The following is a 25159-nucleotide window of genomic DNA, read 5'->3' as shown; positions in this document are numbered from 1 at the left end:
CGCTTGAAGCTTTCATCATAAACTATAAATCCTGACATAAATTTACTTTTTGTGTAAACCTATTTTAGGACAAGACATAAAGTCCCCTACAGGGGATTTAGGGGTGAAAACCCTGGTGGTTACTTACAAATCGTAAGTTCAGTCTAACACAAAAGAACTTTTGGGACAGCTTCGTGCTTTTTCAGTATTATATTCGCTTGCACCCAGACTCAAACCAGCCAAACAAAACGATAAAGCGTTTTAATCTTTATCGAAAAATAAAGCTGAAAAGTCTTTGGGTTCAATTCAAATCCTAATCTTTGCAACACACAAAATGACGGAAAATGATAAAAGAGTACTTCAAATCGTTCAACATACTTAACGCAGAAGACCTGGAATTACTGGAGAGTCTGCTTCAACCCAAGACACTGAAAAAAGGCGACTTTTTTATTAAAGCAGGGTCGGTGTGCAAGGAAGTGGCTTTTGTTTCCTCCGGTTTTTTCCGGTCGTTTTACCTGTCCTCGTCGGGTGAAGAGGTGACTTACTGTTTGATGTTCAACCATTCCTTTATTACGGCTTATTCATCGTTTATTACGCAAACCCCTACCGAAGAAAACATTCAGGCCCTGGCCGATGTCGAAATGATGACACTTTCGAAGAAAGCAGTTGAACAATTGGAAAACACCCGTTCGAACTGGATGAAAATGATGAAGATACTGGCTGAGCGGGAATACATAAACCTAGAGAAAAGGATTTTCCTTTTGCAAAGAGAAAACGCAGAACAACGATACAAAAATTTGCTCGCCAATTATCCGGAATACCTGAAGCTGATTCCGTTGAATTACCTGGCATCGTACCTGGGTATTACCCAACGGCACCTGAGCCGAATACGAAAGTCGGTTACGAATTAGACAAATGTCCTTTCCCGGCAACCCCGCAATGCCTTCTTTTGCTGAAAAAAAGTATGAGTCAGGTATTAATTATTAACGGACACCCCGATAAACAAAGTTTTAATCGTGCACTGGCAGAGGCCTACCAAGCGGGGGCTGCCAAAACAAATACGTCGGTTACCACGCTCAATATTGGCGATCTCGACTTTAATCCCAACCTTCAGTTTGGCTACAGAAAAAGAACAGACCTCGAACCCGACTTGCAAGATGCCCTCGAAAAAATAAAGAAGGCGCAACACATTGTTTGGGTGTTTCCGATGTGGTGGAGTGGATACCCCGCATTGATGAAAGGCTTTATCGACCGGACTTTTTTACCGGGCATCACCTTTCAACCCATAGAAGGGAAGCCACTTCCCAAAAAATTGCTAAAGGGTAAAACTTCCCGGATAATTATCACCTCCGACACTCCGTCGTGGTACGACTACCTGTATTTAAGACGGCCGGCAATTAACCAATTAAAAAAAGGCACGCTGCAATTCTGTGGTATCAGCCCGGTTAAGGTAACCTACATCTCCCCCATCAAAAATTCGAGCGACAAATTCAGGGATAAGTGGCTAAAGAAAGTATCTTTATTGGGTGAAAAACTAAAATAAATCACCTTTAAAAATGAGACACCTTTTAACACTGATTACAATGCTGCTTGTCAGCGCCCAGGCCTTTTCCCAAAATGCCAATGAATTAAAAGTTTATTACGGAATTGCTGACAGCGAACTTCTAAGAAAAGAGAGCCTGGATGGAGCTGCAGGCTACAACAATGACAACACGTATGAGTTTGGTATCAAATACCTGAACAAACTGACTGAGCGGTTTGGTATCGAAACCGGGATAAACTACCTCCACAGCCGGGTAAAAATTACACCGGCCTTTACCGGAACGCAGGTAAACCCTCATTTCGAAAACCTGGACATGTTAACGGTTCCGGTGCTTGCCAACTATACCCTTGGAAAGTATTTTTTTGTGAATGGCGGCCCCTTAATTGATTTTCAACTTTCTGATGCATCTTTTGACTCGCAGTCCGGGATAGGCTACAGCCTCGGTGTAGGCGGGAAATATCATTTTGATCGCTTCCTGATTTTTCTTAACCCCAACTTTAAAAGACATGCCGTAATTCCATTCACCAAAGAAGATTATCAGCAGAAATTAACGGAATGGAACCTTCAACTCGGCATTGGGTACACGTTTTGAAATAAAAGCCAACAAAAGCTTCTTCCCGCTTTATGGGAAAAACAAAGCAACACCTCCTGCGTTGTAAAGCGAGAAAGAAACAGCGTTAGCCAGGATTACCGGTAAAACTGGCAGGTAATTTGCATACTACCGTTCGCCACTTAACATATTTAGAATTTAAATCGCACAATATTATATTAAACACAAATGAGAAAATTTAAGTTTTTAGTTTTAGCTAGTCTCACTTTTATGGCTTCTTCGTGCAACAATGCAAGCTCAAAAAAAGGAACCAGCGAAGAACAGCAAGCTTCTGCCATTACAGTGCAAGTAAACCCGGATCCCGCGCATAACAGCAAAATTTCGTTGGATTGGGCAGGTACTTACGAAGGCGTTTTGCCATGTGCAGACTGCGAAGGGATAAAAACAAGCATTACGTTGAACAGCGACCACACTTTCTCTAAATCTGAAATTTATTTAAAGGGAGAAAAAGAACGTAAATTCGAAACAAAAGGTCAGTTTGAATGGGATGAATCGGGCGGAATCGTGATCCTGGAAAATGAGGACGAAAAACATTCATACCGGGTAGGTGAAAATATTTTGATACATTTGGACATAAACGGTAATGCCATTACCGGTTCGCTGGCTGAACATTATATCTTAAAAAAGAAATAAAACCTTAGACGAAGCTGAAACATACATACTGGATTCGGCAACACTGACAAACATAACAATAATAGACATGAATACGACATTACTTATTTTGATTGCTGCACTGGTGATTTTATCGCTTATTTTCATCAGTATTTACAACGGCCTGATCAGACGCAGAAACGAAGTGGACAATGCTTTTGGCGGAATGGATGTGCAGCTGAAAAAGCGCTACGATTTAATTCCCAACCTGGTAGCCTCGGTAAAAGAATATGCCAAACACGAGAAAGAGCTACTCAACAGGATCACCGAGCTGCGGGCTTCGGCTTTAAAACCTGATTTGTCGGTAGACGAGAAAATCTCTCTTGACAACCAAATATCGGGTGCGATCAAAAACATGCTGATCTCGGTTGAAAATTACCCCGAACTAAAAGCCAACGAGAATTTTATTTTCCTGCAACGCTCGTTAAACGAAGTGGAATCGCAGATTTCCGCCGCCCGCCGGACCTTTAATGCGGTGGTAACCGATTACAACAACGGGATCCAGGTATTTCCAAACAGTATTATTGCGGGAATGATGGGAATGAAACGCAAAGAAGTATTTGTTATCTCAGAAGCCGAAAGAGAAAATGTGGACGTCAGCAAAATGTTTAAGCAGGGGTAGATGAAGTCAGCAGACAGTTTAAAAGAAATTTATCACTCGAAACTCAGTCCCGCTTTACTGTCGCTCGAATCAAAAAGAAAAGAAGTCGTAAAGCGCTTTTTACTTTCCGTATTTATCCTACTGCTTGCTGCTGCGTCTTTTATACTTGGCCAGGGAAATAGCTGGGCCTTTGTTAGCGGTTTCGCCATTGCCATTTTGGCGTTTGTGTCTTTCTGGTCGGCAATTCGAAAACACGATAGCTATAAACAGGCATTTAAGAACAATGTGGTCCGGAAAATTATTGAATGCATAGATCCCGATTGGCAGTACCAGCCCGAGTCGTGCATTAGTACGGACGAATACGTTGAAAGCGGACTGTTCCCCCGGCGCTGGGACCGTTACAACGGCGACGACCTGATTAGCGGCGTGATCGACAAAACCGATTTTCGCCTCTCGGAGTTACACACCCAGTACAAAACAGTGTCGGTCGACAGCAAAGGACGCCGCTCGGAACACTGGCATACCATTTTTAAAGGATTGTTTGTTCACGCCGATTTCAACAAGGAAATCAAGGGCGAAACATTCGTTCTTCCCGATCTGGCCGAAAGACTTTTTGGGAAATGGGGACAAAAACTGCAACGCGATGCTTCGAGAGGACAATTGATAAAACTTGAAAACAACGAGTTTGAAAAGTATTTTGTGGTGTATTCTGACGATCAGGTTGAGGCCCGGTATATTTTAACACCCAAAATAATGGAAGCGATCCTAAATATTCGCAAACGGTTTAATACCGAAATATATCTTTCGTTTGTCGGTTCCAGGGTGTTTGTTGCCATGTCGTTTACAAAAGATTTATTTGAGCCGCGTTTGTACCGGTCGGGTGTACGTTATTCCGACATTGAACAAATGTATTACCAATTCAACACCATTTCGGTGATTATTAACGAGATGAACCTGAATACCAGAATCTGGACAAAAGAATAAATAATCACGAACTAAACAACAATCAATATGAAAACCATTATCACACCTGTTTTTGTTCTGCTTAGTTTAATTGCTTTTGGACAAAACAACGCAATCTCCGATTTGTGGAAGCTTTATGGCGCACGTGATTTTGAATCAGCTATCGAAAAAGCGAAGCCACTTCTTAACAACGATCCCAACAACGCTGATTTAAATTTAATAATCGGCCGGGCTTATGCAGACAAAGCCGACTATCAGAATGCCGTTCCCTATCTTCTTAAAACGACAGAAAACGACACTAATAATTCGTGGCGAAAAGCCTGGGCATATAACTACCTCGGAACTTGCTATTTTATGTTGCAAAAATATGAGGAAGCTGAAAAATATCTAAATGAATGTATAAAGCTTAATGCAACAAAAAACGCTACGAACGACGCATACGGTAAGTCTTTACTTTTTGGATACAATGAGTTCTATAATAGTTGGAAAATTGTTGAAACGGAACATTTTCGCTTTCATTTTCAGAAGATGAATGATGAAGATATTGCGATATATACTTCGGTAAGAGAAAAAGCTTTTACCAAAATAAACGGCTTTTTTAATAGCGCCTTACCCAAAAAGATTGACTTTTTTGTTTGGGAATCAAGAGACGATGCGAAAAGTGTTCTGAAAGCCAATTTAGGTTTTGCAAAGCCTGAATTTTCCATTGTACATTCTCACTACCAACAAACAAAAGGACATGAAATGACGCATGTTATTTCGAACTATTCAACCACCATGCTGGCGAAAACGGGGCTGATTAACGAAGGAACAGCAGTATGTTTCGATCAGACGACCCATGATAAAGAAAAAATCGTAAAAGGCTGGCTAAAAGCAAACAGTAAAAAAGTAGCCATCAAAGAAATCTGGTCAAATTGGGGAGCCTACCCAACAGAACTGACTTATCCGCTATCGGGTTTATTTGTTAAAGCTTTGATTGAAAAATTCGGCCAGGAAAAATTTATTGCATTTTTTGGTGATCAAAGCTATGAACATGCAAAGACAGTATTCGGAGACGAACTCGACAAATTCATAAATACATTTGAAGGGAAAATAAACTCTTAAACAAAATCAAGCATCCGGGATCAAGTATCGAGTATCCAGGATCAAGAATCTAGATGCCCAATTCCTGTTTCAGAAATTTAGCGGTGTGCGATTCTTTGTTTAAGGCTACTTCTTCGGGTGTTCCGGTACAAAGGATCCGTCCACCGTGTTTTCCGCCTTCCGGGCCAAGATCAATGATGTGGTCGGCCACTTTTATCACATCCAGATTGTGCTCGATCACAATCACCGTGTTTCCCTTTTCCACCAGCTTGTTCAGCACTTCGAGCAACACACGGATGTCTTCGAAATGCAGCCCGGTTGTGGGTTCATCAAGAATGTACAATGTTTTCCCGGTGTCGCGTTTGGCCAGTTCGGAAGCCAGTTTTACGCGCTGCGATTCACCTCCCGAAAGCGTGGTGGACGACTGCCCCAGTGTGATGTAGCCCAGTCCCACTTCTTTCAGAGTCTCCAGTTTGGTCGAAATCGACGGAATGTTTTCAAAAAACTCCACGCCCTGGTTGATCGTCATATCCAGTACATCGCTGATCGATTTTCCCTTGTAACGTACTTCCAGTGTTTCGCGGTTGTAGCGTTTACCGTTGCACTTATCGCAATGCACATACACATCGGGCAGGAAATTCATTTCGATAAGTTTAAGCCCCCCACCCTGGCACTCTTCACAACGGCCGCCTTTTACGTTAAACGAAAAACGTCCCGGTTTGTAGCCCCTGATTTTTGACTCAGGCAACTGAGCAAACAGGTTCCGGATATCCGAAAAAACATTGGTGTAAGTAACCGGGTTGGAGCGCGGTGTACGTCCGATCGGCGACTGATCTACGCGAATCACTTTGTCAATCAGTTTCAGCCCTTCCACTTTTTTGTACGCCAGCGGATCTTTCACACTTTTGTAAAAATGCTGACTTAAAATGGGCTGCAAGGTTTCGTTGATCAGGGTCGACTTCCCGCTTCCGGAGACACCGGTCACACAAATAAATTTTCCGAGCGGAATTTCCAAATCCACATTTTGAAGGTTATTTCCTGAACATCCAAATACCTTTAGTTTGTCTGATTTTCCGTTTCGCCGCTCAGCCGGAATTTCAATCTTCCGGCGGTCGTTCAGGTAATCAGCGGTCAGTGTTTTGGCTTTCAGCACATCCTGCGGTTTCCCGGCAGCTACAATTTCGCCACCGTGTCGTCCGGCCATCGGCCCCATATCAATCAGGTGGTCGGCGTGCATCATGGTATCTTTGTCGTGTTCCACCACAATCACCGAATTCCCGCTGTCGCGCAGTTGTTCGAGCGCCTGGATCAGTTTCAGGTTATCGCGGTGATGCAGCCCGATACTGGGCTCGTCGAGAATGTACAAGACATTTACCAGCTGCGAGCCAATTTGCGTAGCCAGGCGAATACGTTGCGATTCTCCTCCCGAGAGACTTTGTGCGGTGCGGTCGAGCGACAGGTAATTCAATCCCACGCCCAGCATAAATCCGAGGCGGTCGCGAATTTCCTTGATCACTTCGGTACCGATCATCCGCTGGCGTTCGGTCACCCGGTCTTCCAAACCATCAAGCCAGGTTCCGAGTTCGTCCAGATCCATCTGCGCCAATTCCGAAATATTTTTCCCGTCAATTCTAAAGTGCAGCGACTCTTTTTTCAATCTCCGCCCGTGACACTCGGGACATTCGATTTTCTTCACAAACTGGTTGGCCCACTTTTGAGCCGTTTTCGAAGTATTTTCTTCGCGTTGCCCGTCGATGTACTTGATCACCCCTTCGTAGGTCATCATGTAATTCAGACTGTTTCCCAGCGGTGTATTTTTTAGCTGAATGCGTTCGTTCGATCCATATAAAACAGCATCGATCCCTTCTTCCGAAATGTCTTTCATCGGCGTTTTCAGATCGAAATCAAACTTCTCTCCCAAGGCTTCGATCTGCCAGAAAATAAGCGAGTTCTTGTAGGCTCCCAACGGAGCAATTCCACCTTTTCCGATACTTAGGTTTTTGTCTGGAATCACCTTGTCCATATCAATCTCGGTAATCCGGCCTAGCCCGTTGCATTTCGGACAAGCCCCCTGAGGCGAGTTAAATGAAAAGTTATGCGGTGCCGGCTCGGCATACGAAATCCCGGTGGTGGGACACATCAGCAAGCGGCTGTAATATTTAGCTTCGTTGGTATCGTTGTTAAGAATCATTAGTACTCCGTGGCCGTGTTTCAAGGCGGTCTGGATACTTTCTTTCAAGCGTTTTGTGGAAGCTTCGTCCACTACCAGTTTGTCGATCAGAATCTCGATAAAGTGGTTTTTATAACGGTCTACCTTGTGATTGTGGCGAATCTCTGTCAACTCGCCATCCACGCGGGCGGTAAGAAAACCTTTGCGCAAAATCGACTCAAACAACTCGCGGTAATGTCCTTTTCGTCCTTTTACCACCGGAGCCAGAATGTGAATGCGCTTGCCCGCAAAATCGGTTTTTATCAGCTGAATGATCTTCTCTTCGGTGTACTTCACCATTTTCTCGCCCGTGTTGTACGAATAGGCTTCACCGGCGCGGGCATAGAGCAAACGCAAAAAGTCGTACACCTCGGTAACCGTTCCCACCGTTGAACGCGGGTTGCGGGTGGTCACTTTCTGCTCGATGGAAATAACCGGGCTCAATCCCGTGATCTTGTCCACATCGGGGCGCTCCATGTTTCCGAGAAACGAACGGGCGTAAGCTGAAAACGTTTCAATGTAGCGGCGCTGGCCTTCGGCATAAATGGTATCGAATGCAAGCGACGATTTACCACTTCCGCTCAAGCCGGTAATCACGGTGAGTTTATTGCGCGGGATTTCAACGTCCACATTCTTCAGGTTGTGAACCCGCGCACCGTGTACAATAATTTTATCTTCCGATTCAAGCTCAGCTAACTGAACTTCGGTATTTGCATTTACTTTTTCGGTCATTTTCTTCTCAAATCTTCGCCGGTTTGTTATTTCCGGATGGAACAACAAACTCTACAACTGGGGTATTTCTACCCAATATCTTTTTTTGCCGGAGTAGGTCAATGTATTTTCCCGCAGCCAGGGATTAAAATCCTTGAATACCTTGTAACTCAAGCCTTGTTCTTTTGCATAGTCGGCAAAATTGGCAACCGAGCCGGTAATTTCAACCTGCTTAGTCGGAATCACCGGATATTTGTCTTTGTCGGCCACATAGAAATTGTATTTCTCCGGATTTTCGAGGATCAGTTTCAGCGCCATAATACGATAAACATAACGTGCGGTTTCGGTCGTAATCAGCAGGTCGTAATAATCATCCTGCCGCTGAATGTCCATTTGTCGCTGAACACCTGTCATTCCGCGATTATACGATGCTGCCACCAGGGTCCAGCTGCCAAACTTTTCGTAGGCATCCTTCAGGTAATCGCAGGCGGCACGTGTAGCTTTTTCGATGTGGTAGCGTTCGTCCACCTCGCTGTTTACTTCCAAACCGTAATCGCTGGCGGTTCCTTTCATAAACTGCCAGAAACCGGCAGCACTGGCAGGAGAAATGGCACGCGGATTAAAGCCACTTTCGGCCACCGCCAGGTATTTAAAATCGTCGTGAATTCCTTCTTCTTTCAAAATGGGTTCAATGATCGGAAAATAACGGGGTGCCAGTTTGATTAAGCGGATCGTTTGCGAATGAAAATAGGCGTTGGAAAGCAATTCGCGGTCGAGTGCCTCTTTCACATAGAAACGATCGAGTGGCAAAGATTCTCCGGCAAAGCTTGCCTTTTCGGGAATTTCCACCGCTTCGAAACGTACTTCTCTTTTAGAGGCATCCTTGGGTTCTTCGGGGCGTGCCGATCCCAACAGCATCAAAATCAGAACTACATTCCCCACCAACAATACAGGTACTGACACCTTCCACCACTTCTTGTTCTTCGTCATGTTATTGCTCCTCGTTTTATTACCGGCACATTTGAGTATCAAAAAAATAGTGTTCGCAAACGCACCGAAAATGAATGTTCAAAAATACATTATTACCCTTGCTAAACAATGAAAAAGGCCTGACTGTTTGTCAAGCCTTAAAATATATTTCTTTTTAGCTCAGGAATAAAACCAATATTCGAGAGAAAACTTTTTTGTTTGCTGAATATCAATCGTTCGTATCAACCGGAATAAAACTTATTTGCTGAATATCCTGGAGGTCGGAATAATCATAGAGATAAAAACCGTCCTCGCCAATCATAAACAGGTAGTCGTTCAACGGAATCACATCGTACGCATTGATATTGGGGAATGTGGCAATCTGGTTTTCGGAGATGTGAATTTTATCACTTGCATCGTACACTTTCAAACCCGCCTCGCCGTCGCAAACAAAGAGAATCTCGTCGTCGATTCCCAGCCCGTAGGGGCCTTCCATCGGGTAGGAAGCAATCAGCGTGTTGTCCACATAATCATCCGACAGTTGAAGTACATCGAGCCGGTTTACGGCACCGCCACAAGTGTTTCCACCGCGCAGGGTAATGTACGCGTAGCCATCGGCCACCACCACCGGGTCGCAACTGGTAGTATGCCAGAAAGAGCTCAGATATTTAGGCACGGTGGGCACTTCCAGACTAAAAACCCGCATTCCGGATTGCATTCCGAAAAACATGTGATCGTCGTAAATAAACATCGTTTCCACATCCCAGCCCACACCTTGCTGGCCAATTTCTTTGGGTTGCTGATCATTGCTTACATCAAAAATATGCAGCATGGCACGGTCTACCGTATACAAGTAGGTGTTGTACAGCCCAAAGCGTGCCATCGATCCACCTACTCCGAAAGTACTGCCCTGCGGCACAGCGCCACCTCCGTTGGCCATGTCGGACATAAAGAAATTGTCTCTGTTCGAGAAAAAATACACCGGGTAATAATGATATTCCATCTTCTGGCGAACACGGGTAATTTCCCAGTCTATCACCACTCCCTTTTCTTCGTCAATGTCGGCCAGCCGGTAGTTTTCGTCGTATTTCGGCAAGGTGTAAGGGAAAACATCTTCAACGCGGTTTACTTCTTTGGGATTATCAATATCACTGATATCGATGGCCACCAAATCAATATAACTATCGGCGTAAAGCGTGTTGTTTTTGATCGCAATATCCACGTTCCCCGGAATTTCAATAAAACCGAGGTTTTCAGGATTAGCAGGATTTGTCATATCCAGAATATGAATTCCTTCAAACATTTCGTTCACAAACAAAAGGTTGTCTTTGAAATAGATCTTTCCGGGAACTTCCAGGGTGCGCGATTCGGTAACTTTTACCGCCGATCTAAGTTCTTCGTAAGTTAGATAAACCGGCGCATTGGCCGTAAACTCTTCGGTGTACTCATCTTTACAGGCCCAAACCGATAGCAGTAAAATAACGAGGCCGGTTATATTTTGTATTGTTTTCATCAGTTTTTAATTTTTAGTTGAAGATGATGCCCAGTTTAACTGTTAAGCGGTTGTAATCGATGTCGAGTTCGTAGTCACTTTCACCCGAATAATTCAGGCGGTGATACTGGTAGCCTACGGCAAAGTTCATCCCAAATGTGGGCGAAAACATATGCTGATAGCCCAATCCGGGATTGATAAGAAAGCCGCCTTTACTGTCGAGGGGCTCCGAATTCATGTTTCCGGGCCGGGGCCAGATGCTTATCCAGTCGGGCACAATATCGTAATACACGGCGTTCGACTCCTCGATCGCCACCTGGTATCCTGTTTTCAGGAAAAAGTAGGGCGATGAAGAGTTATCGTGTAGTTTATACTCCAGGTTGGCAAAAACCGGAAGAAAAGACTCCTTCAGAAATTCGATTCCGGTTCCGACTCCCACTGAAAAACGGGGAACAATTTGGTAGTTTACTGAGCCGCTCATGCTAAAAGGTGCATTCTGGCTATTATCGGCATTACCAACCAAAACACCTAATTCAACGCGGTAAAAGAACTTTGAATCCGGCATGGTCTGGTTAAAACTTTGGGTAACGCCCACTCGCTTTCCAGAAATAGTATCAATCTCGTTCCGATCAAATACCCAGAGATTTCCGGCAGTAAATACACTAACATTTTTCTGATCGGGAGAATAGGAATATTTTCCTTTTAGAATCGTCCCGTTTTTCAAGTAGATGTACCCTTTTTCAGCTTGCGGAAAAGCTGTAAGCGTTACGAAAAACGTAAACAGCAACAAACACAATTTTTTCATGAGTTTAAAATTTCAGGTTATCAAAGTCATCATGTAAAAAACCGAACCTAGTAAATGAGAACGAAATCGAAGATTTGCGTACTCGCTGTTAAAGTTTGGTTTGGGGATAGATGCAAGAAATCATGCAAAGGTTGCGTAGGAAAGAGTAATTGTTTGGGATATTAATATTTCCGGGATCTGGGGAATGAAAAAAGCCAGCGTCCCCAAAGGCCGCTGGCTTTACATTCAGACAAAAGTCTTCTTTAACCAAACTAACTATTGAAAGCAGGAACCGAGAACTAAGTCCTACTTCGACTCAATCAACAAACGGTTCGTTTGAAGGTCTGGGTTTATATGAACAAGAAGGGGAAGCTCATTTGAGCTTCCCCTCTATTTATAAGAATCTAATTCCTTTTTGTTAATGTTAGCGATACGGGCCTTTCGATATCCCCGCCAACATAAACCTGATACTGAACGTTTCCGGTATCGTAAGTATCTCCGTTGATAACAACAGTGGCACCTACAAAATAATTACCGGATTCAAGCCCTGTAAAAATAAAGTCTCCATTTGTATCTGTAGTCGTTGTTTTATAAACGCTGGTAGGCGAATCGTATAGTTTTACTGTAATATTGGCCATTTGCGCTTCAACACCGCTACCTTCAACTTTCGTTGTCCCGATTATTGTACCATCCTCTTCGCTACAAGCTGCAAATAAGAATACGCACAACAGTATATAAATAATCTTCTTCATATCGTAATCAATTTGTTTTATTATTCTAATACGTTTTTCCACTTTTCAGTTCTTCCGGTAAACCACATTGGAAGATCGTAGTTGTCATGTCCACTTATCTGAGCCCATGCTTCAGGATCTGATGCCTGAACACTTGCAGGATAAGTATTACGTTCTTTCCATCGGTACAACTCCAGTGTATTGCTCGGGTTATCACCTAAATATTTAATTAAACGACGTGCTGCGGTAAAACAGTACTCGTAATTCAATACGTTGTAGTTCATATGCAACTGAACATAAATTGCATAAACTTTCTCCTGGTCCGAAAGCAAATCAAAGCGTTGTGCTGCTTTTTCAGCAAACATTGATGCATCGTAGCGTTCATCCGGTCTATCATTTATCCTGGAGTCTGACATTGAAATAGGAAATCCGGGAACCGTACTTTTGGTATTCTTATTATTTACATTCAGGTCGTACCAAAAATCGCTGGATAATTCAATTGCTTTTTTATAATGTTCTCTTGCACTCATTGGTGTAGCTCCAAAACCACGAACAGCAGCTTCAGCAAAATTCAACTGAACTTCTGCTGCATTCAGAGTAGGATAACGTAAATTCGAGTTATAGATAGCCCTCATGTTGTATTCACTGGTCATTACACCTGCTTTTCCAAGTACCCAACCTGAATCATCATTGTTGGCAACTCTTTCGCGAAGTTTTTTACGCAAAAACTCATCCCTTTCTGAAAGAGGCACTAAAACATTGTTAACATAGAGTCTGATTTCATCCTCACCATCACCATCCGGGTTGGTAATTTTGAACACGTCAATGCTTTCGTCTGTCATACAAGGATCGTCGATGTAATAGCCTCTTACCACTTTACTCAAATAGCTGTTCGGATCGTTACCGTTATCCCATTTGTTATCATTTCCAAAATAATAACCTCTGAAATCAGGCGATATCATATAAGCTACCCGTGGGTCAACATCACCATTTTTCAAGCCCTCTTTATTGGCACCAACATTATCTGCCGAATAATACTTCAATCCATTCCCTGCATCTTTCTCTTCAGGAACAAGGTTCATTATATCAGTGAATTTCTTAGGAACTCTCAATGTATAAGGATTCTCTCTAAAGGCACGTGTAATACCGAGTTCTGATTGTAATCTGGCCGGATCAACAATAGCCAAATCCGCGATTCCGGCAACATCAGTATGAGTATCAAAAATAGGCTTACCCTGTAATTCGGAAAGAACCGTGCTAGTGAGTTCAGGTAGCTGCTCACTAACGGTCATCGCCCAACGTAATCTCAACGAGTTAGCATATTTACGCCATTGGTCAATATTCCCGTTAAAAAGAACATCCTGGGCCGAGAACAAAGTTTCTTCGGTACTCGAAAGCTCTAAAGTTGAAAGGTATTCTTCAATTTCTTTCACTTCCTGCAGAATTATAGGATAAATTTCACTTTGCCCCTTGTATACTGCTTTATCTCCATCCAATGCTCCTGCTGAGCCAGTAGCTATATACGGAACTTCGTCATATAAATCGGTAGCTCTTTGATAAACATAAGCCTTCAACAAATGCAACAATCTTATGTAAAGTTCATCGAGTGTTGATGGGCTTTCCATATTGTTGTACTCTCTTTGTCCCCAAAGAATACCAACAATCCATTGGCTGTTTGCGTTGTTAAAAACGGTATTATTGAATGAACCGGTTCCCCAGTCATTTTCAACATCCATAAGAGCATAAGAGAAGCCATATTCAGCTATTGTAAAAGGCGTTTGCACACCTGATCCCAGAATACGTTGCCCCGATCTCTGGATATGGTATTGTGTTCCATAGTCTCCGCGAAGAAAGTATCCTCTGGTAAGCTGTGAAGTAAAATAACCCGAGAGTACACTTACCCCTGATGCATCTGCAGCCTGTTTCGAAAAACCATCAGGATTCTGAAACAGTTCCTCCAACTTATCCTGGCAACCTACCGTTAAGAACAGTGCCAAAACAATTGCTACTATTTTATTATAATATTTCATAGTTAATCTTCTTTAAGAATTAAAATTTAACTTTTACAGCAAGTCCCATAGATCTTTGAGCAGGCAAAGCTGTTGATGCAACAGATGCTGAACTCCATGAAGTTCCAACTGTAGATTCCGGAATTGTATTCGGCGCTGCCTTGTATAAATAAGCTACGTTATTAACAAAACCCATTAAACTTAATTCTGATAGTCTAACCAGACTGGAAAGTTTTTTAGGTACAGTGTATTCTATAGCAATATTCCTCAATGCGACATAATCATTTTTGAATATTCTGTCTTCCGGGAAGAAACCGTTTGCAAAATAAGACTGATAATAATAATCTTCAGCAGCTACGACTTTGTTGTTTGCCGTTCCGTTGGTATAAACACCGTCGAGCAAAACTCCATCCCAATAGGATGCACCACCGTTAGGATTCCCTCCAGGAGCTTTATATAAGTTTCCACTTCCATCCTGGGCCATGTAATATTGCACACCACCACTTGCCTGATCTCTGTAAGGTAAACTTTCCTTCAGCACACCAGCTGCCAACATATAGGTCTCTGTATGAGAAATAAATGTTGAACCAAATGAATAGTCGATGTTTGCAATAAAACGAAGGCTCTTATAGTTGAATGAAGAAAATACACCTCCGATCAAATCAGGAAGAACCTTACCAACCATCTTGTTGCTTTTGGTATCATACGCATAGTTATTACCTGAAGCATCTACGATTCGTTTACCGTTATTAGGATCATTCTCATCAGATGGATTAATGTAATAATTCCATCCTTTTTGCTGATAAATCAATCCATACTCGCCACCAACTTCAGCAATCGCATTCAAGCCGGCATTATTCCAAAGAGTCATGCGGGTCAATTCGCCGTCAAGCTTTACAATCTTTGTTTTGCTGCCTGAGAAAGTCAGGTTCACATCCCAAGAGAAGTCTCTTGCCTTCACCGGTTTTGTTTTAAGCATTAATTCCCAGCCTTTGTTAGAAACATTTCCTGCATTCATTCTAACACTGCTAACTCCCATACCTGCCGGAGCGGCAACCTGCATAATCTGGTCGTAGGTATTTGAATTATAATATGAGAAGTCAATTCCTAACCTGCTGTCGAATAAATAGGTTTCCAAACCAACTTCAAACTCACGCTTTTTCTCTGGCTTCAGGTTTGGAATACCATTTTCGTCCATAGGAGGAAGATCATTGGGAGGTGTCAAAACAAATCCGGCACCCGAAGCGGTAACACCATAGTTTACGTTACCAAAGTAACGCGGGCCAGGACGACCTACATCTGCCCAGGAAACTCTGAGTTTGCCAAAATCAATCCATTCCGGCAGCCTAAGAGATTCTGAAGCAATCCATGTTGCGCTAACTCCCGGATAAAAGTATGAGTTATTGGCAGGAGGCAGGATAGACGACCAGTCATTTCTGCCCTGTACTTCAATAAAAATCTGATCAGCATAAGCAAACTGAACCGATCCCATCATACTGTACATAATATCTTCACCATTCTGAAACTGGTAAGTAGGCTGGGCCCCTGAAGGCATGTTTGCGTATGAAAAGAAATTAGGAATAACGAAACCGCCGATTTGTCTTGCTCCTTTTCTATCAAGATAACTGTGAGACACAACACCACCAACAAAACCTGACAGGTTAAAACGCTCGTCAACAATATCCGAGTTGAAATTCAGTAATGCCTGACCATATGTTTTTCTGATATCTCTTACAACATCCTGATACACGTTTCCACTGGCAGGCCCAATTAGGCTCGGGTCAGTAAGTTTTCCTCTATACTGACTTCTTTCAGTGGTTACATCTGCCCCTCCCATTATCGTTGCACTGAATATTTTATTCAATGTTATATCAATATTTAACGACTGAATATTGTGCAAACGTGTAAATTCGTCTTCATTCTGAGTTTGATCCCATAAATAGTTGACAACCGCACGTCTTCCAGAAGAGAAAGATTCAGTAAATGCCGGATTTGCAAAATAATTATAACCATCAGGCGTCACCATCCATTCATTCAGCAAGTCTACATCAATATCATAACTATAGGCACCTAAAGAAGAGGTTATACCCTGAGCTCCCATTGTTGTACTTGTAACAGCATTCATATTCTTCGAGAAGAACAAGTTACCTGAATATGAAATGTTGATGTAATCATTCATTTTATAGGAGGCGTTCAAACTGAATGTATTTTTATCATACGAACCAGCCAGCGTTGTTGGAGAAAGATCTGTATTGGTATACGAAAAACGCATTGAACCTTTTTCTCCACCAGAGCTAATAGCCACGTTAGTAATGTACTGATGTCCTGTCCTGTACATTTTATCATAAACGCTCTCGCTTTGCGCCACCCATGGTCTTTGGGTGCCGTCCCACCAATCCAAAGTAACACTTGGGTCAAATTTTGGACCGAATGCCTGACCTCTGTTATCAATAGTCCTCACACCGTCAACAAGATAAAACCCCTGGTCATCAGTAACAGTTGTACTTGGAGACCGACCGGTTCCGTACTGGTTTTGAATTTCGGGCAAAAATGCCACATTGTCCCATGTAGTTGTAAATGAAGCAGAGACTCCCAGGTCTTTTCCTTTGGCACCACTTTTTGTTGTGATCAAAACAACACCGTTTGCACCTGCGCTACCATAAAGTACCGAAGCTTTCGCTCCTTTTAAAATTTCGAATGATGCAATGTCATCCGGGTTAATATCGTTGATACCTGTTCCATAGTCACGGCCGTTGGCATTGTCTGCACCCAATCCTGTATTTTGGTCATGGATTGGAATACCATCAACTACAATCAAAGGACGTGTTGTTGAGTTGGAGTCGAACGATACAGCATTACGGATATTGATTTTCATACCTCCCGTTGGCCCTGTTGCTGTTGATGCAACTTGTACACCAGCTGCCGAACCATACAATGACTGAAGCGCATTCACCGGAGTTCCGGTAGCAAGAATACGTTCGTTATCAACTTTAGAAACAGCATATCCTAACGCTTTTGCTTCTCTTCGGATACCTAACGCTGTAACAACAACCTCATCAACGCCAATTGCATCCGTTACCAAGGTAACATTAATAACAGAACGTCCATTCAGACTTTCTTCTATTGTTTTCATTCCTACAAATGAAAATACAATTAGAGCATCTGCTTTAACCGTAATTGTATAATTACCATCTGCATCGGTAATTGTCCCATTTACAGTCCCTTTTTCCATCACGGACACCCCAGGAATCCCGAGGCCTTCTTCATCAGTAACTATACCCGTTACTGTTTGCTGTGCATAAACGCTGCCTATAAGCGCAAAACACAATGCAACAAGCAAAATAATTTTTCTCATAAAGAATAAATTTTAGTTGTTAAATAGAAAATAAATCCAAGTGTATCTATTGTGGTAGTTTGGTAAGAGGATTCGATGATTATCAAATTCTTCTGTAGCCCTCATCAAGTTCGTTTTTAGTTTTCGCAAGTTCAATTTTCTCTATCCGCACTATTATAAAAATCTGGAACTCTATTTTTGGATAGCGCAAAGTAAAATTAACTATTTATTTTAATTTTATTGAATAATTTGTAAAATATTTTAAAATCATTCCATGAATAGAAAAATACTGGGCATGTAAAATATTCTGAATTAATTACTTTTCAATCATTTAATTATTCTTAATAATATTGTCGAACAATTATGCATTGCTAATTAAATTCAAAAACCCCTACGAAACTAAATACGATACGTTCTCAAAACAGTTACCTAAGCATTTCTAAATCCACTAAATTAGACGCAAGCATAAAACAGACTGAAAGTAACAGAGAAGGAACTCCCTCGCGATGGACAAATAAGTCGAAGCCCGATAGAGCTAATAACCCATTAATTATAAATCAAGCTAATAAGAAATAAGGGACAAAATTTCCGGACATCACTCAGATTCAGTTTGGGGAATAATTTGATAAAGGCGCCGATCAATACAACCAGTGATGAAACTATTTTTTACACCTGCCTATACAAGCATATTGCTAAACAGCTTTTGATACAACATAGCTGTGGTACCCAGTAGGCCAGAGCGTTCCCAGTTTTCGGAAATAACAATTTGTATATTTCCGGAGATTTGCTCCAGACAGTGCCTGTTAACCGACTGCTGAATGGGAGTCAGCACATACTGATTGGCTTCTGATACCGCGCCACCCAAAACTATAATGTCGGGGTTTAGCAATTGAATTGCATTTGACAAGGCTTTTCCAAGTGCAAGACCGACAGAGTTCAGCAGAAAAATAGAAAATTCATCTCCTTGCCTGGCTGCCTGAATAATATCTTCAACACCAATCTCTTCTTCGCGGCCTTTAAACTTAGCCGTCAACTGAGATACTTTTCCTTCGCGCACACCCTCCTGAGCCTGCCGGATTAAAACATAGACGGAAGTAACAGTTTCCAAACATCCTCTTTTTCCACAGATACAAAGGTCGCCGTCTTCCTCGTATTTTGTATGAGAAAGCTCCCCGGCAAAACCAGTCGCTCCGTTGTAAAGCTTGCCGTCCATGATCATCCCCATGCCAAGCCCCCAATTCCAATTGATGATCAAGGCATTTTGATGCCCCTTGGCCTGTCCGAAAACAAATTCGCCGTATGCCTGCATACGGGCGTCGTTGTTTACATAAACCAGCTTATGAAACCTTGCTTTTATTCTGTCGGCTACATTCTGAAGCTTTTTATCTTTAATGGTATAATTAATCCCATTTACTTCATCGATCAATCCCGGCATTGATATTCCAACACCAAAAATCCGTTGGGTGTCGATGTTATAATCCTTTGCAATTTTATCGACTTCATCCGCAATTTTTTCAATCAGATCCTTATCATCAATAGATGCTTTGAATTTCACCATTGGTGCCACCAACTTATTGTGCGAATCAAATACCCCCACCTTGCCGGTATACCTGCCCAACTCGCAGGCCATAACCAAAATTGAATCTTGTTTTAGTCCAAACATAGCAGGTCGACGCCCACCTTTTGACTCACCGGTCCCCTTGAACTCAACAAATTCTTTTTGACTTAGCTCTTTTAAAAGCGATAAAGAAGTAGGTACACTCACTCCAATACGCTTCCCTATTTCAGTAGCGGAAAGTGTATCCTCACGGTATAAAAGATCTAAGATTTTCTTCTTACGACGGTAATTTTTTAATTCATTCCCGCTAAGTTTCACTTCACTAATGTTGTCGACAAGAATCATAGCCTGGTTATCAAGTTAGCTAACTTATTTTATTTGAGGCACAATTTAAATAAATTTTTAATCAAAACCCATGTGTTTGATAAAATTTTTTACAAAGATTGCCTATTTGCAAAAATATTCATTTCCGGCAGATTTTCCTTCAATCTTAACAAATTTTACAGGAAATTCACATTATTTGAATCAATTCTACAATTAAACACCTCTAAACTTATTGTAATAGTAATTTGGGCCACTTGGCTTCTTTTTGTAAACTTACACAAAATTCAATCGTAAATAAATTACATTCGATGAAACTGAAGCAACTAACACTTTTATCCCTTATTTCATTACTATTCTTCTTCTGGAATTGCTCAACACCTGAAAAGAAACAAGCTCAAAAGCCGAATATTCTTTTTATCATGAGTGATGACCATGCCTACCAGGCAATCAGCGCCTATGGCTTTGGGCTAAACGAAACCCCGAACATTGACCGGATTGCCGAAGAAGGGGCCATTTTTACCCGCGCCTGCGTAACCAATTCAATTTGCGCTCCCAGCCGGGCCGTGATGCTGACCGGCAAGCATAGTTTTGTGAACGGTAAAGTTGATAACGTGCAGCCCTTCGACTGGAACCAGGATAACTTCCCCAAACTGTTGCAGGCCAATGGGTACCAAACTGCAATGATTGGTAAAATTCATATCGACGGGCTACCTTTGGGCTTCGACTATTCAATGGTATTACCGGGACAGGGCCAATACTACAACCCCGATTTCCTGATTAACGGAGAAAGGAAAAGACTGGAAGGCTATGTAACTGAGATCATAACCGATTCGGCACTCGATTGGCTAAAAAACAAACGCGATGCTTCCCAACCGTTTTGCATGCTATATCACCAAAAAGCTCCTCACCGGAACTGGCTTCCGGCTCCAAAATATGTGAACCTGTACGATGACAAAACTTTTGACCTTCCGGAAAGCTTTTTTGATGATTACGAAGGAAGAGGCACTGCGGCAAAAGAACAGGAAATGGAAGTTAACCGCCACATGATGTGGGGACACGACTTTAAGCTTATTGTCGACCCGAACGGTGACTCCACTGGTTTCATGAACGACCTTAATCGCATGAACGAAGAACAACGGGCCAACTGGATGGCAGCCTATGAAAACGAAAACCAGGAATTCCTTACCAATATGCCAGAGGGCGTTGAACTGGCCAAATGGAAATACAACCGTTACATAAAAGATTACCTGAGTTGCATTAAATCAGTTGACGACGGCGTTGGGGAACTGCTCGACTACCTCGACCAGTCGGGGTTGGCTGAAAACACGATTGTGGTTTATACTTCCGACCAGGGATTCTACCTTGGAGAGCATGGGTGGTTCGATAAACGTTTTATGTACGAAGAATCATTCCGCACTCCGCTGCTGGTGCGTTATCCAAAAGAGATAAAGGCCGGTACGGAAATCAACAAACTGGTTCAAAATCTTGACTTTGCTCCTACTTTCCTTGATTATGCCGGCATCAACATTCCGGAAGATATGCAGGGCTTGTCGTTCCGTGAACTGGTTGGAGGAAAAACCTCGGAATGGAGAGATGCTGTTTATTACACTTACTACGAATATCCGTCGGTGCACATGGTAAAACGCCATTATGGAATTGCCACCGAACGCTACAAACTCATTCATTTTTATTACGACATTGATGAGTGGGAAATGTACGATCTCGAAAGCGATCCAAATGAAATGAGAAATGTGTACGACGACCCTAATTATGCCGAAGTAAGAAAAGAGCTTCATGAAAGGCTCGATGAAATGCGCAGCAGTTATGGCGACAGCGACGAAAATGACCAAAAGTACCTGAAAGCCTATCTCGACCACCGGGAAAAAGCAAGACAAAGGGCAGCCAATAACAAATAGAGAGCTACAACAAAGAATATAAGCTCCCCAGTAACGGAAGATTTTCGGAATTGCATTAACGAAATTTAACAGCGAATATTAGGCCTTACAAATAAATTACCTAATTTTTCGCTTTAATAAAACCTGATTACCAATGCTGATCGTACCGGGTTTTTGCTATGAAGAATGCACTGTACATATTGCCGTTACTGGGGATCCTTATTTTGGGGATCAGGCCTGCCTGTGCCCAGATAATAATGCCCGATACGGTACTTCTGCAAAAAAGCCTGAAACAGCAAGTTTTCTACGACAGCCTTGAGTACAGAGCCAACCAACGAAAATTTACCAGCTGGCTGTACGATGTCCTGATCACACCCCGCCGGCCTTATGTTGACAAAAAGGCGCTGGCTTTGGATTATTACAATCCGTATGAAGGAAAAATTATTGCCAGCATTTCAATTGTGCCACTGGATGTTTTTGGTCCCACCTGTACCGACACCACAAGAAAAGCAGACAGCTGGATCGAAAGAACGGCTAACGCCATCCATACCAAATCAAATCTTAAGACCATACAAAAACAGTTGATCATTAAGGTTGGCGACGTACTGGATGCAGAAGAAATGTACGAGAACGAAAGGCTTATTCGTCAGCTACCTTACATAAAAGATGCCCTGTTCCTGGTAGAGCAAGACAGCCTCTATTCGGGCTTTGTCAACATCACCCTGGTTACAAAAGACAGGTTTTCGTTTGGTGTTTCGGGCGGCGTTAGCGGCTCACAATCCGGCGACATACGTATTTACAACAAGAACATTTTTGGTATTGGGCACGAGGTATCGGTAAAATTTGTCGGGCATATTAGCAAAGAACCTTACCTGGGGCTGGAAACCTTTTACAAGATCAATAACATCGGAGGTAAATTCCTCGATCTCCAACTGGGGTATTTAAATACCTTCAGACAAGAAGGTTTTGTGTTTGACCTTAACAAACCACTCTTAACCAACGAGATAAAATGGGGCTACGGCGTTCATACAACCCGGTTGTTCAGGACCGACCGCATTATTGAAGACGGCCAGTTGATAATGGAAGAACCTTTAAACGAGTCTTATCACAGCTTTTGGGCTGGCCGTGCCTTTAACCTGAAAGACAACCAGGACCACCTTACCCAACTCACAGTAACCACAGGAATTCATGGCTTGCATTTTTTCGAAAACCCAGTGGTGGAGCCCGACTTAAAGCCCTTTTTTGCCAACCGAACCGTTTACATGGCAGGCCTTGTCCTCTCTCAGAGAAGATACATTCAGGACCAGTTAATCTATAGCTATGGAATTACTGAGGACATTCCGGAAGGATTCAAAAACGAGATTCTGTATGGCTACGAAGCCAACGAATTCGGAGACCGGCATTATTTTCAGTTTTCATCTTCCAACGGAAACCTGCTGCTAAGCCAGAAAGGCTACCTGTACCTTTCAACCGGCTTTGGCGGTTACCTGAAAGACGACCGGATGGAAGAATGCATGATCAGGGGCGGGCTTCAGTTTATTTCGAAATTATCGACCGCCGGAAAAAAAAGAGTCCGCTCTTTCCTGAACGTTGATTACACCCTTGGAATCAAGCGGTTTGAAATTGAAAATCTCACTTTACGGGGAGACGAACACATCCGGGGTTTTAATAGCAGAGCTGCCACCGGCAAGCAAAGATTGACACTTAAGCTGGAGCATGTCGTTTTTTTGCCGCATCAGTTTTATAAATTCAACATGGCACTATTTGGCTTTGCCGACCTGGGCATTATTGGCTCCAACCAAAACCTCATTTTCAGGGAAAACTACTATTCGGGAATTGGGCTCGGACTAAGATTGCACAACGAAAACCTTGTTTTTGAAACCTTCCGCTTGCGACTTGCTTTCTATCCTTTCCATCCGAAAGATGTTGGCTTTTTGGGCTTCATTCTCGACGAACAATCCAAACAAAGATTCAATTCGTTTGATCCTTCCAAGCCGATCCCCATGCGGTTTGAATAGTTTCCTAAAACTGGAAATAAATAAAGGGTTGCATATCCGAAGAAATAGACTGATAAACCACCACCACCGTAACAGCTGCCAAAACCACCTGCACCCAAAGCGGCGAAGCCACAAACCAGTCTTTAATCCGTTCTTTCCAGCGATCACTTAACCAGTGAATCACAAAACCAAACAGCATTACCAGGAACACCCATTTGTAGGCTACCAACACTTTGGGAACCAGCGACAGATCCATGGCGGTACCAATCTGGTGCAACATTCCGTTTACCACTTCCATCGATTCAGACCTAAAAAACACACGGGTGAACGTGATGAAACAGAAAGTCACTGTTATTTTCCAGATATTCACCCAAGCGTTGCTGTATTTTTCCCACGGACTGATTTTCCGCCAGGCTTTGTACACCACCAGTCCAATTCCGTTCAAACCACCCCAGATGATAAACTGCCACGAAGCGCCGTGCCACAATCCGCCCAGCAACATGGTCAGCATCAGGTTGATTTTTGTGTCGATACTTCGCCTTATTTGAGGTGAAAATTTTGCCAGAAGAGCCAAAACAATCACAACGCCTGCCAAAATCGGAACCAGGATCAGTTTACCCGCCAGCAAAACGATGATAGCCAGAATCACTCCCAAACTTATATAGCTAAACGTTGAACCGCCCCTGTTTCCGCCAATCGGAATATACAGGTAATCTTTCAGCCACGATGAAAGCGACATGTGCCAGCGCTGCCAGAATTCCCCCACGTTCTTGGCTTTGTAAGGCGAATTAAAGTTTTGCGGCAAACGATAGCCCATCAATAAAGCCACCCCAATGGCAATATCAGTATAACCCGAAAAATCGACATACACCTGGAGCGAATAGCCAAACAAAGCCATCAGGTTTTCAAATCCCGAATAGGTAATGGGATCTGAAAACACGCGATCAACAAAATTCACGGCAATAAAATCACCGATAAATATCTTCTTCACCAGTCCTTTCAAAATCATAAAAATGGCCCAGCCAAATTCGGCCCTTGTCAGGTGAAAATCTTCGTATATCTGTTTGATAAAACCGGAAGCACGCACAATGGGCCCTGCCACCAGCTGCGGAAAAAAGGAGACATAAAAACCAAAATCGATCAGGTTTTTCACCGGCTCGGTTTCCCTCCGGTACACATCTACCGAGTAACTGATGGTTTGAAAGGTGAAAAACGAAATTCCCACCGGCAACAGAATCTGGTTTACGTTGAAATGCGTTCCGGTTGCTTCGTTGGCCCACAGCGCCAGATGGTTGATCACCTGCCAATTGGTGCCCAGCATCACATTTAGACTGTCGACAAAAAAGTAAGCGTATTTAAAATAAGCCAGCAAACTCAGGTTGATCACCACACTGGCCGCAAGTAGCAATTTCCTAACAAATTCGTTTTGCGAGCGGCAAATGCTCTTGCCAATAAAATAGTCGACCAGCGTACTAAACAGCAGTATAAAAAAGAAGAAACCGCTGGATTTGTAATAAAAGAACAAACTCACAAAAAACAGGTAGCCCGCCCTTATGCTACGGTTTTTATTCCTGTAAACCAGTGAGTAGCCCAGTAATACCACCGCAAAAAACGCCCAGAAAAAGAAGCGGGTAAAAATCAGCGGTGCGGTTTCGTTGTACAGAAAAATACTCCGCAAGGCTTCCGCTATGTCTATTTGTTGAAGTAAGTCCAAAG

The 25159-nt window shown here is 42.7% G+C and carries 18 protein-coding genes; 9 read left to right on the top strand and 9 right to left on the bottom strand.

The window, feature by feature from the left end; translation table 11 throughout:
* Window positions 1–323 precede the first annotated feature (323 nt).
* The 7 genes from D1614_RS21065 (at window position 324) to D1614_RS21035 (ending at window position 5451) form a co-directional block, all read left to right on the top strand.
* Entirely contained in the window at window positions 324–890 is a 567-nt protein-coding gene (locus D1614_RS21065; RefSeq protein WP_206610100.1) for a Crp/Fnr family transcriptional regulator, read from the top strand.
* Window positions 891–943: 53 nt separating this feature from the next.
* Window positions 944–1522: an NAD(P)H-dependent oxidoreductase gene (locus tag D1614_RS21060; RefSeq protein ID WP_119439970.1), complete on the top strand. Its 579-nt coding sequence runs from the start codon at window positions 944–946 to the stop codon at window positions 1520–1522.
* Window positions 1523–1535: 13 nt separating this feature from the next.
* Entirely contained in the window at window positions 1536–2114 is a 579-nt protein-coding gene (locus D1614_RS21055; RefSeq protein WP_119439969.1) for an outer membrane beta-barrel protein, read from the top strand.
* A gap of 186 nt (window positions 2115–2300) precedes the next feature.
* A complete protein-coding gene (locus D1614_RS21050) occupies window positions 2301–2765 on the top strand; it encodes a copper resistance protein NlpE (RefSeq protein WP_119439968.1) in 465 nt (154 codons plus the stop codon).
* 67 nt (window positions 2766–2832) lie between these two features.
* The gene (locus D1614_RS21045) at window positions 2833–3405 is read left to right on the top strand and encodes a LemA family protein (RefSeq protein WP_119439967.1); all 573 of its coding nucleotides are present in this window, start codon (window positions 2833–2835) and stop codon (window positions 3403–3405) included.
* Complete coding sequence (locus D1614_RS21040; RefSeq protein ID WP_119439966.1) at window positions 3406–4368, top strand: DUF3137 domain-containing protein; 963 nt, start codon at window positions 3406–3408, stop codon at window positions 4366–4368.
* A 27-nt stretch (window positions 4369–4395) separates the two neighbouring features.
* On the top strand, window positions 4396–5451 hold the full coding sequence (locus D1614_RS21035) for a tetratricopeptide repeat protein (RefSeq protein WP_119439965.1): 1056 nt from the start codon (window positions 4396–4398) through the stop codon (window positions 5449–5451).
* 49 nt (window positions 5452–5500) lie between these two features.
* Here D1614_RS21035 and uvrA read toward each other — a convergent pair whose 3' ends face one another.
* The 8 genes from uvrA to D1614_RS20995 all read right to left on the bottom strand — a co-directional run bounded on the left by uvrA (window position 5501) and on the right by D1614_RS20995 (window position 19572).
* The gene (gene uvrA / locus D1614_RS21030) at window positions 5501–8371 is read right to left on the bottom strand and encodes an excinuclease ABC subunit UvrA (RefSeq protein ID WP_119439964.1); all 2871 of its coding nucleotides are present in this window, start codon (window positions 8369–8371) and stop codon (window positions 5501–5503) included.
* A gap of 51 nt (window positions 8372–8422) precedes the next feature.
* Window positions 8423–9340 (bottom strand): lytic transglycosylase domain-containing protein, encoded by a 918-nt coding sequence (locus D1614_RS21025; protein ID WP_119439963.1) that lies wholly within the window; start codon window positions 9338–9340, stop codon window positions 8423–8425.
* Window positions 9341–9548: 208 nt separating this feature from the next.
* Entirely contained in the window at window positions 9549–10832 is a 1284-nt protein-coding gene (locus tag D1614_RS21020) for an LVIVD repeat-containing protein (RefSeq protein ID WP_119439962.1), read from the bottom strand.
* 13 nt (window positions 10833–10845) lie between these two features.
* On the bottom strand, window positions 10846–11616 hold the full coding sequence (locus D1614_RS21015) for a hypothetical protein (protein WP_119439961.1): 771 nt from the start codon (window positions 11614–11616) through the stop codon (window positions 10846–10848).
* A 383-nt stretch (window positions 11617–11999) separates the two neighbouring features.
* Entirely contained in the window at window positions 12000–12347 is a 348-nt protein-coding gene (locus D1614_RS21010) for an SdrD B-like domain-containing protein (protein ID WP_147384334.1), read from the bottom strand.
* A 20-nt stretch (window positions 12348–12367) separates the two neighbouring features.
* Entirely contained in the window at window positions 12368–14356 is a 1989-nt protein-coding gene (locus tag D1614_RS21005) for a SusD/RagB family nutrient-binding outer membrane lipoprotein (RefSeq protein ID WP_119439959.1), read from the bottom strand.
* Window positions 14357–14375: 19 nt separating this feature from the next.
* Complete coding sequence (locus D1614_RS21000; RefSeq protein WP_119439958.1) at window positions 14376–17690, bottom strand: SusC/RagA family TonB-linked outer membrane protein; 3315 nt, start codon at window positions 17688–17690, stop codon at window positions 14376–14378.
* A 655-nt stretch (window positions 17691–18345) separates the two neighbouring features.
* On the bottom strand, window positions 18346–19572 hold the full coding sequence (locus D1614_RS20995; RefSeq protein ID WP_119439957.1) for an ROK family transcriptional regulator: 1227 nt from the start codon (window positions 19570–19572) through the stop codon (window positions 18346–18348).
* A 287-nt stretch (window positions 19573–19859) separates the two neighbouring features.
* On the opposite strand from D1614_RS20995, the gene D1614_RS20990 reads away from it, so the two are divergent.
* Both D1614_RS20990 and D1614_RS20985 read left to right on the top strand, forming a co-directional pair.
* On the top strand, window positions 19860–21467 hold the full coding sequence (locus tag D1614_RS20990) for a sulfatase family protein (protein WP_119439956.1): 1608 nt from the start codon (window positions 19860–19862) through the stop codon (window positions 21465–21467).
* A gap of 158 nt (window positions 21468–21625) precedes the next feature.
* A complete protein-coding gene (locus D1614_RS20985) occupies window positions 21626–23464 on the top strand; it encodes a BamA/TamA family outer membrane protein (RefSeq protein ID WP_119439955.1) in 1839 nt (612 codons plus the stop codon).
* 4 nt (window positions 23465–23468) lie between these two features.
* Here the strand turns inward: D1614_RS20985 and D1614_RS20980 are convergent, their stop codons facing one another.
* On the bottom strand, window positions 23469–25157 hold the full coding sequence (locus D1614_RS20980; protein WP_206610099.1) for an MBOAT family O-acyltransferase: 1689 nt from the start codon (window positions 25155–25157) through the stop codon (window positions 23469–23471).
* Between the last annotated feature and the right edge of the window lie 2 nt (window positions 25158–25159).

Origin of the sequence: Maribellus luteus (assembly GCF_003576475.1) — a bacterium.
In the GTDB taxonomy this organism is placed as follows: Bacteria; Bacteroidota; Bacteroidia; order Bacteroidales; family Prolixibacteraceae; genus Draconibacterium; species Draconibacterium luteum.
Note: the sequence above shows the minus strand (reverse complement) of the source record. Positions and strands in the feature narration are given on the sequence as shown.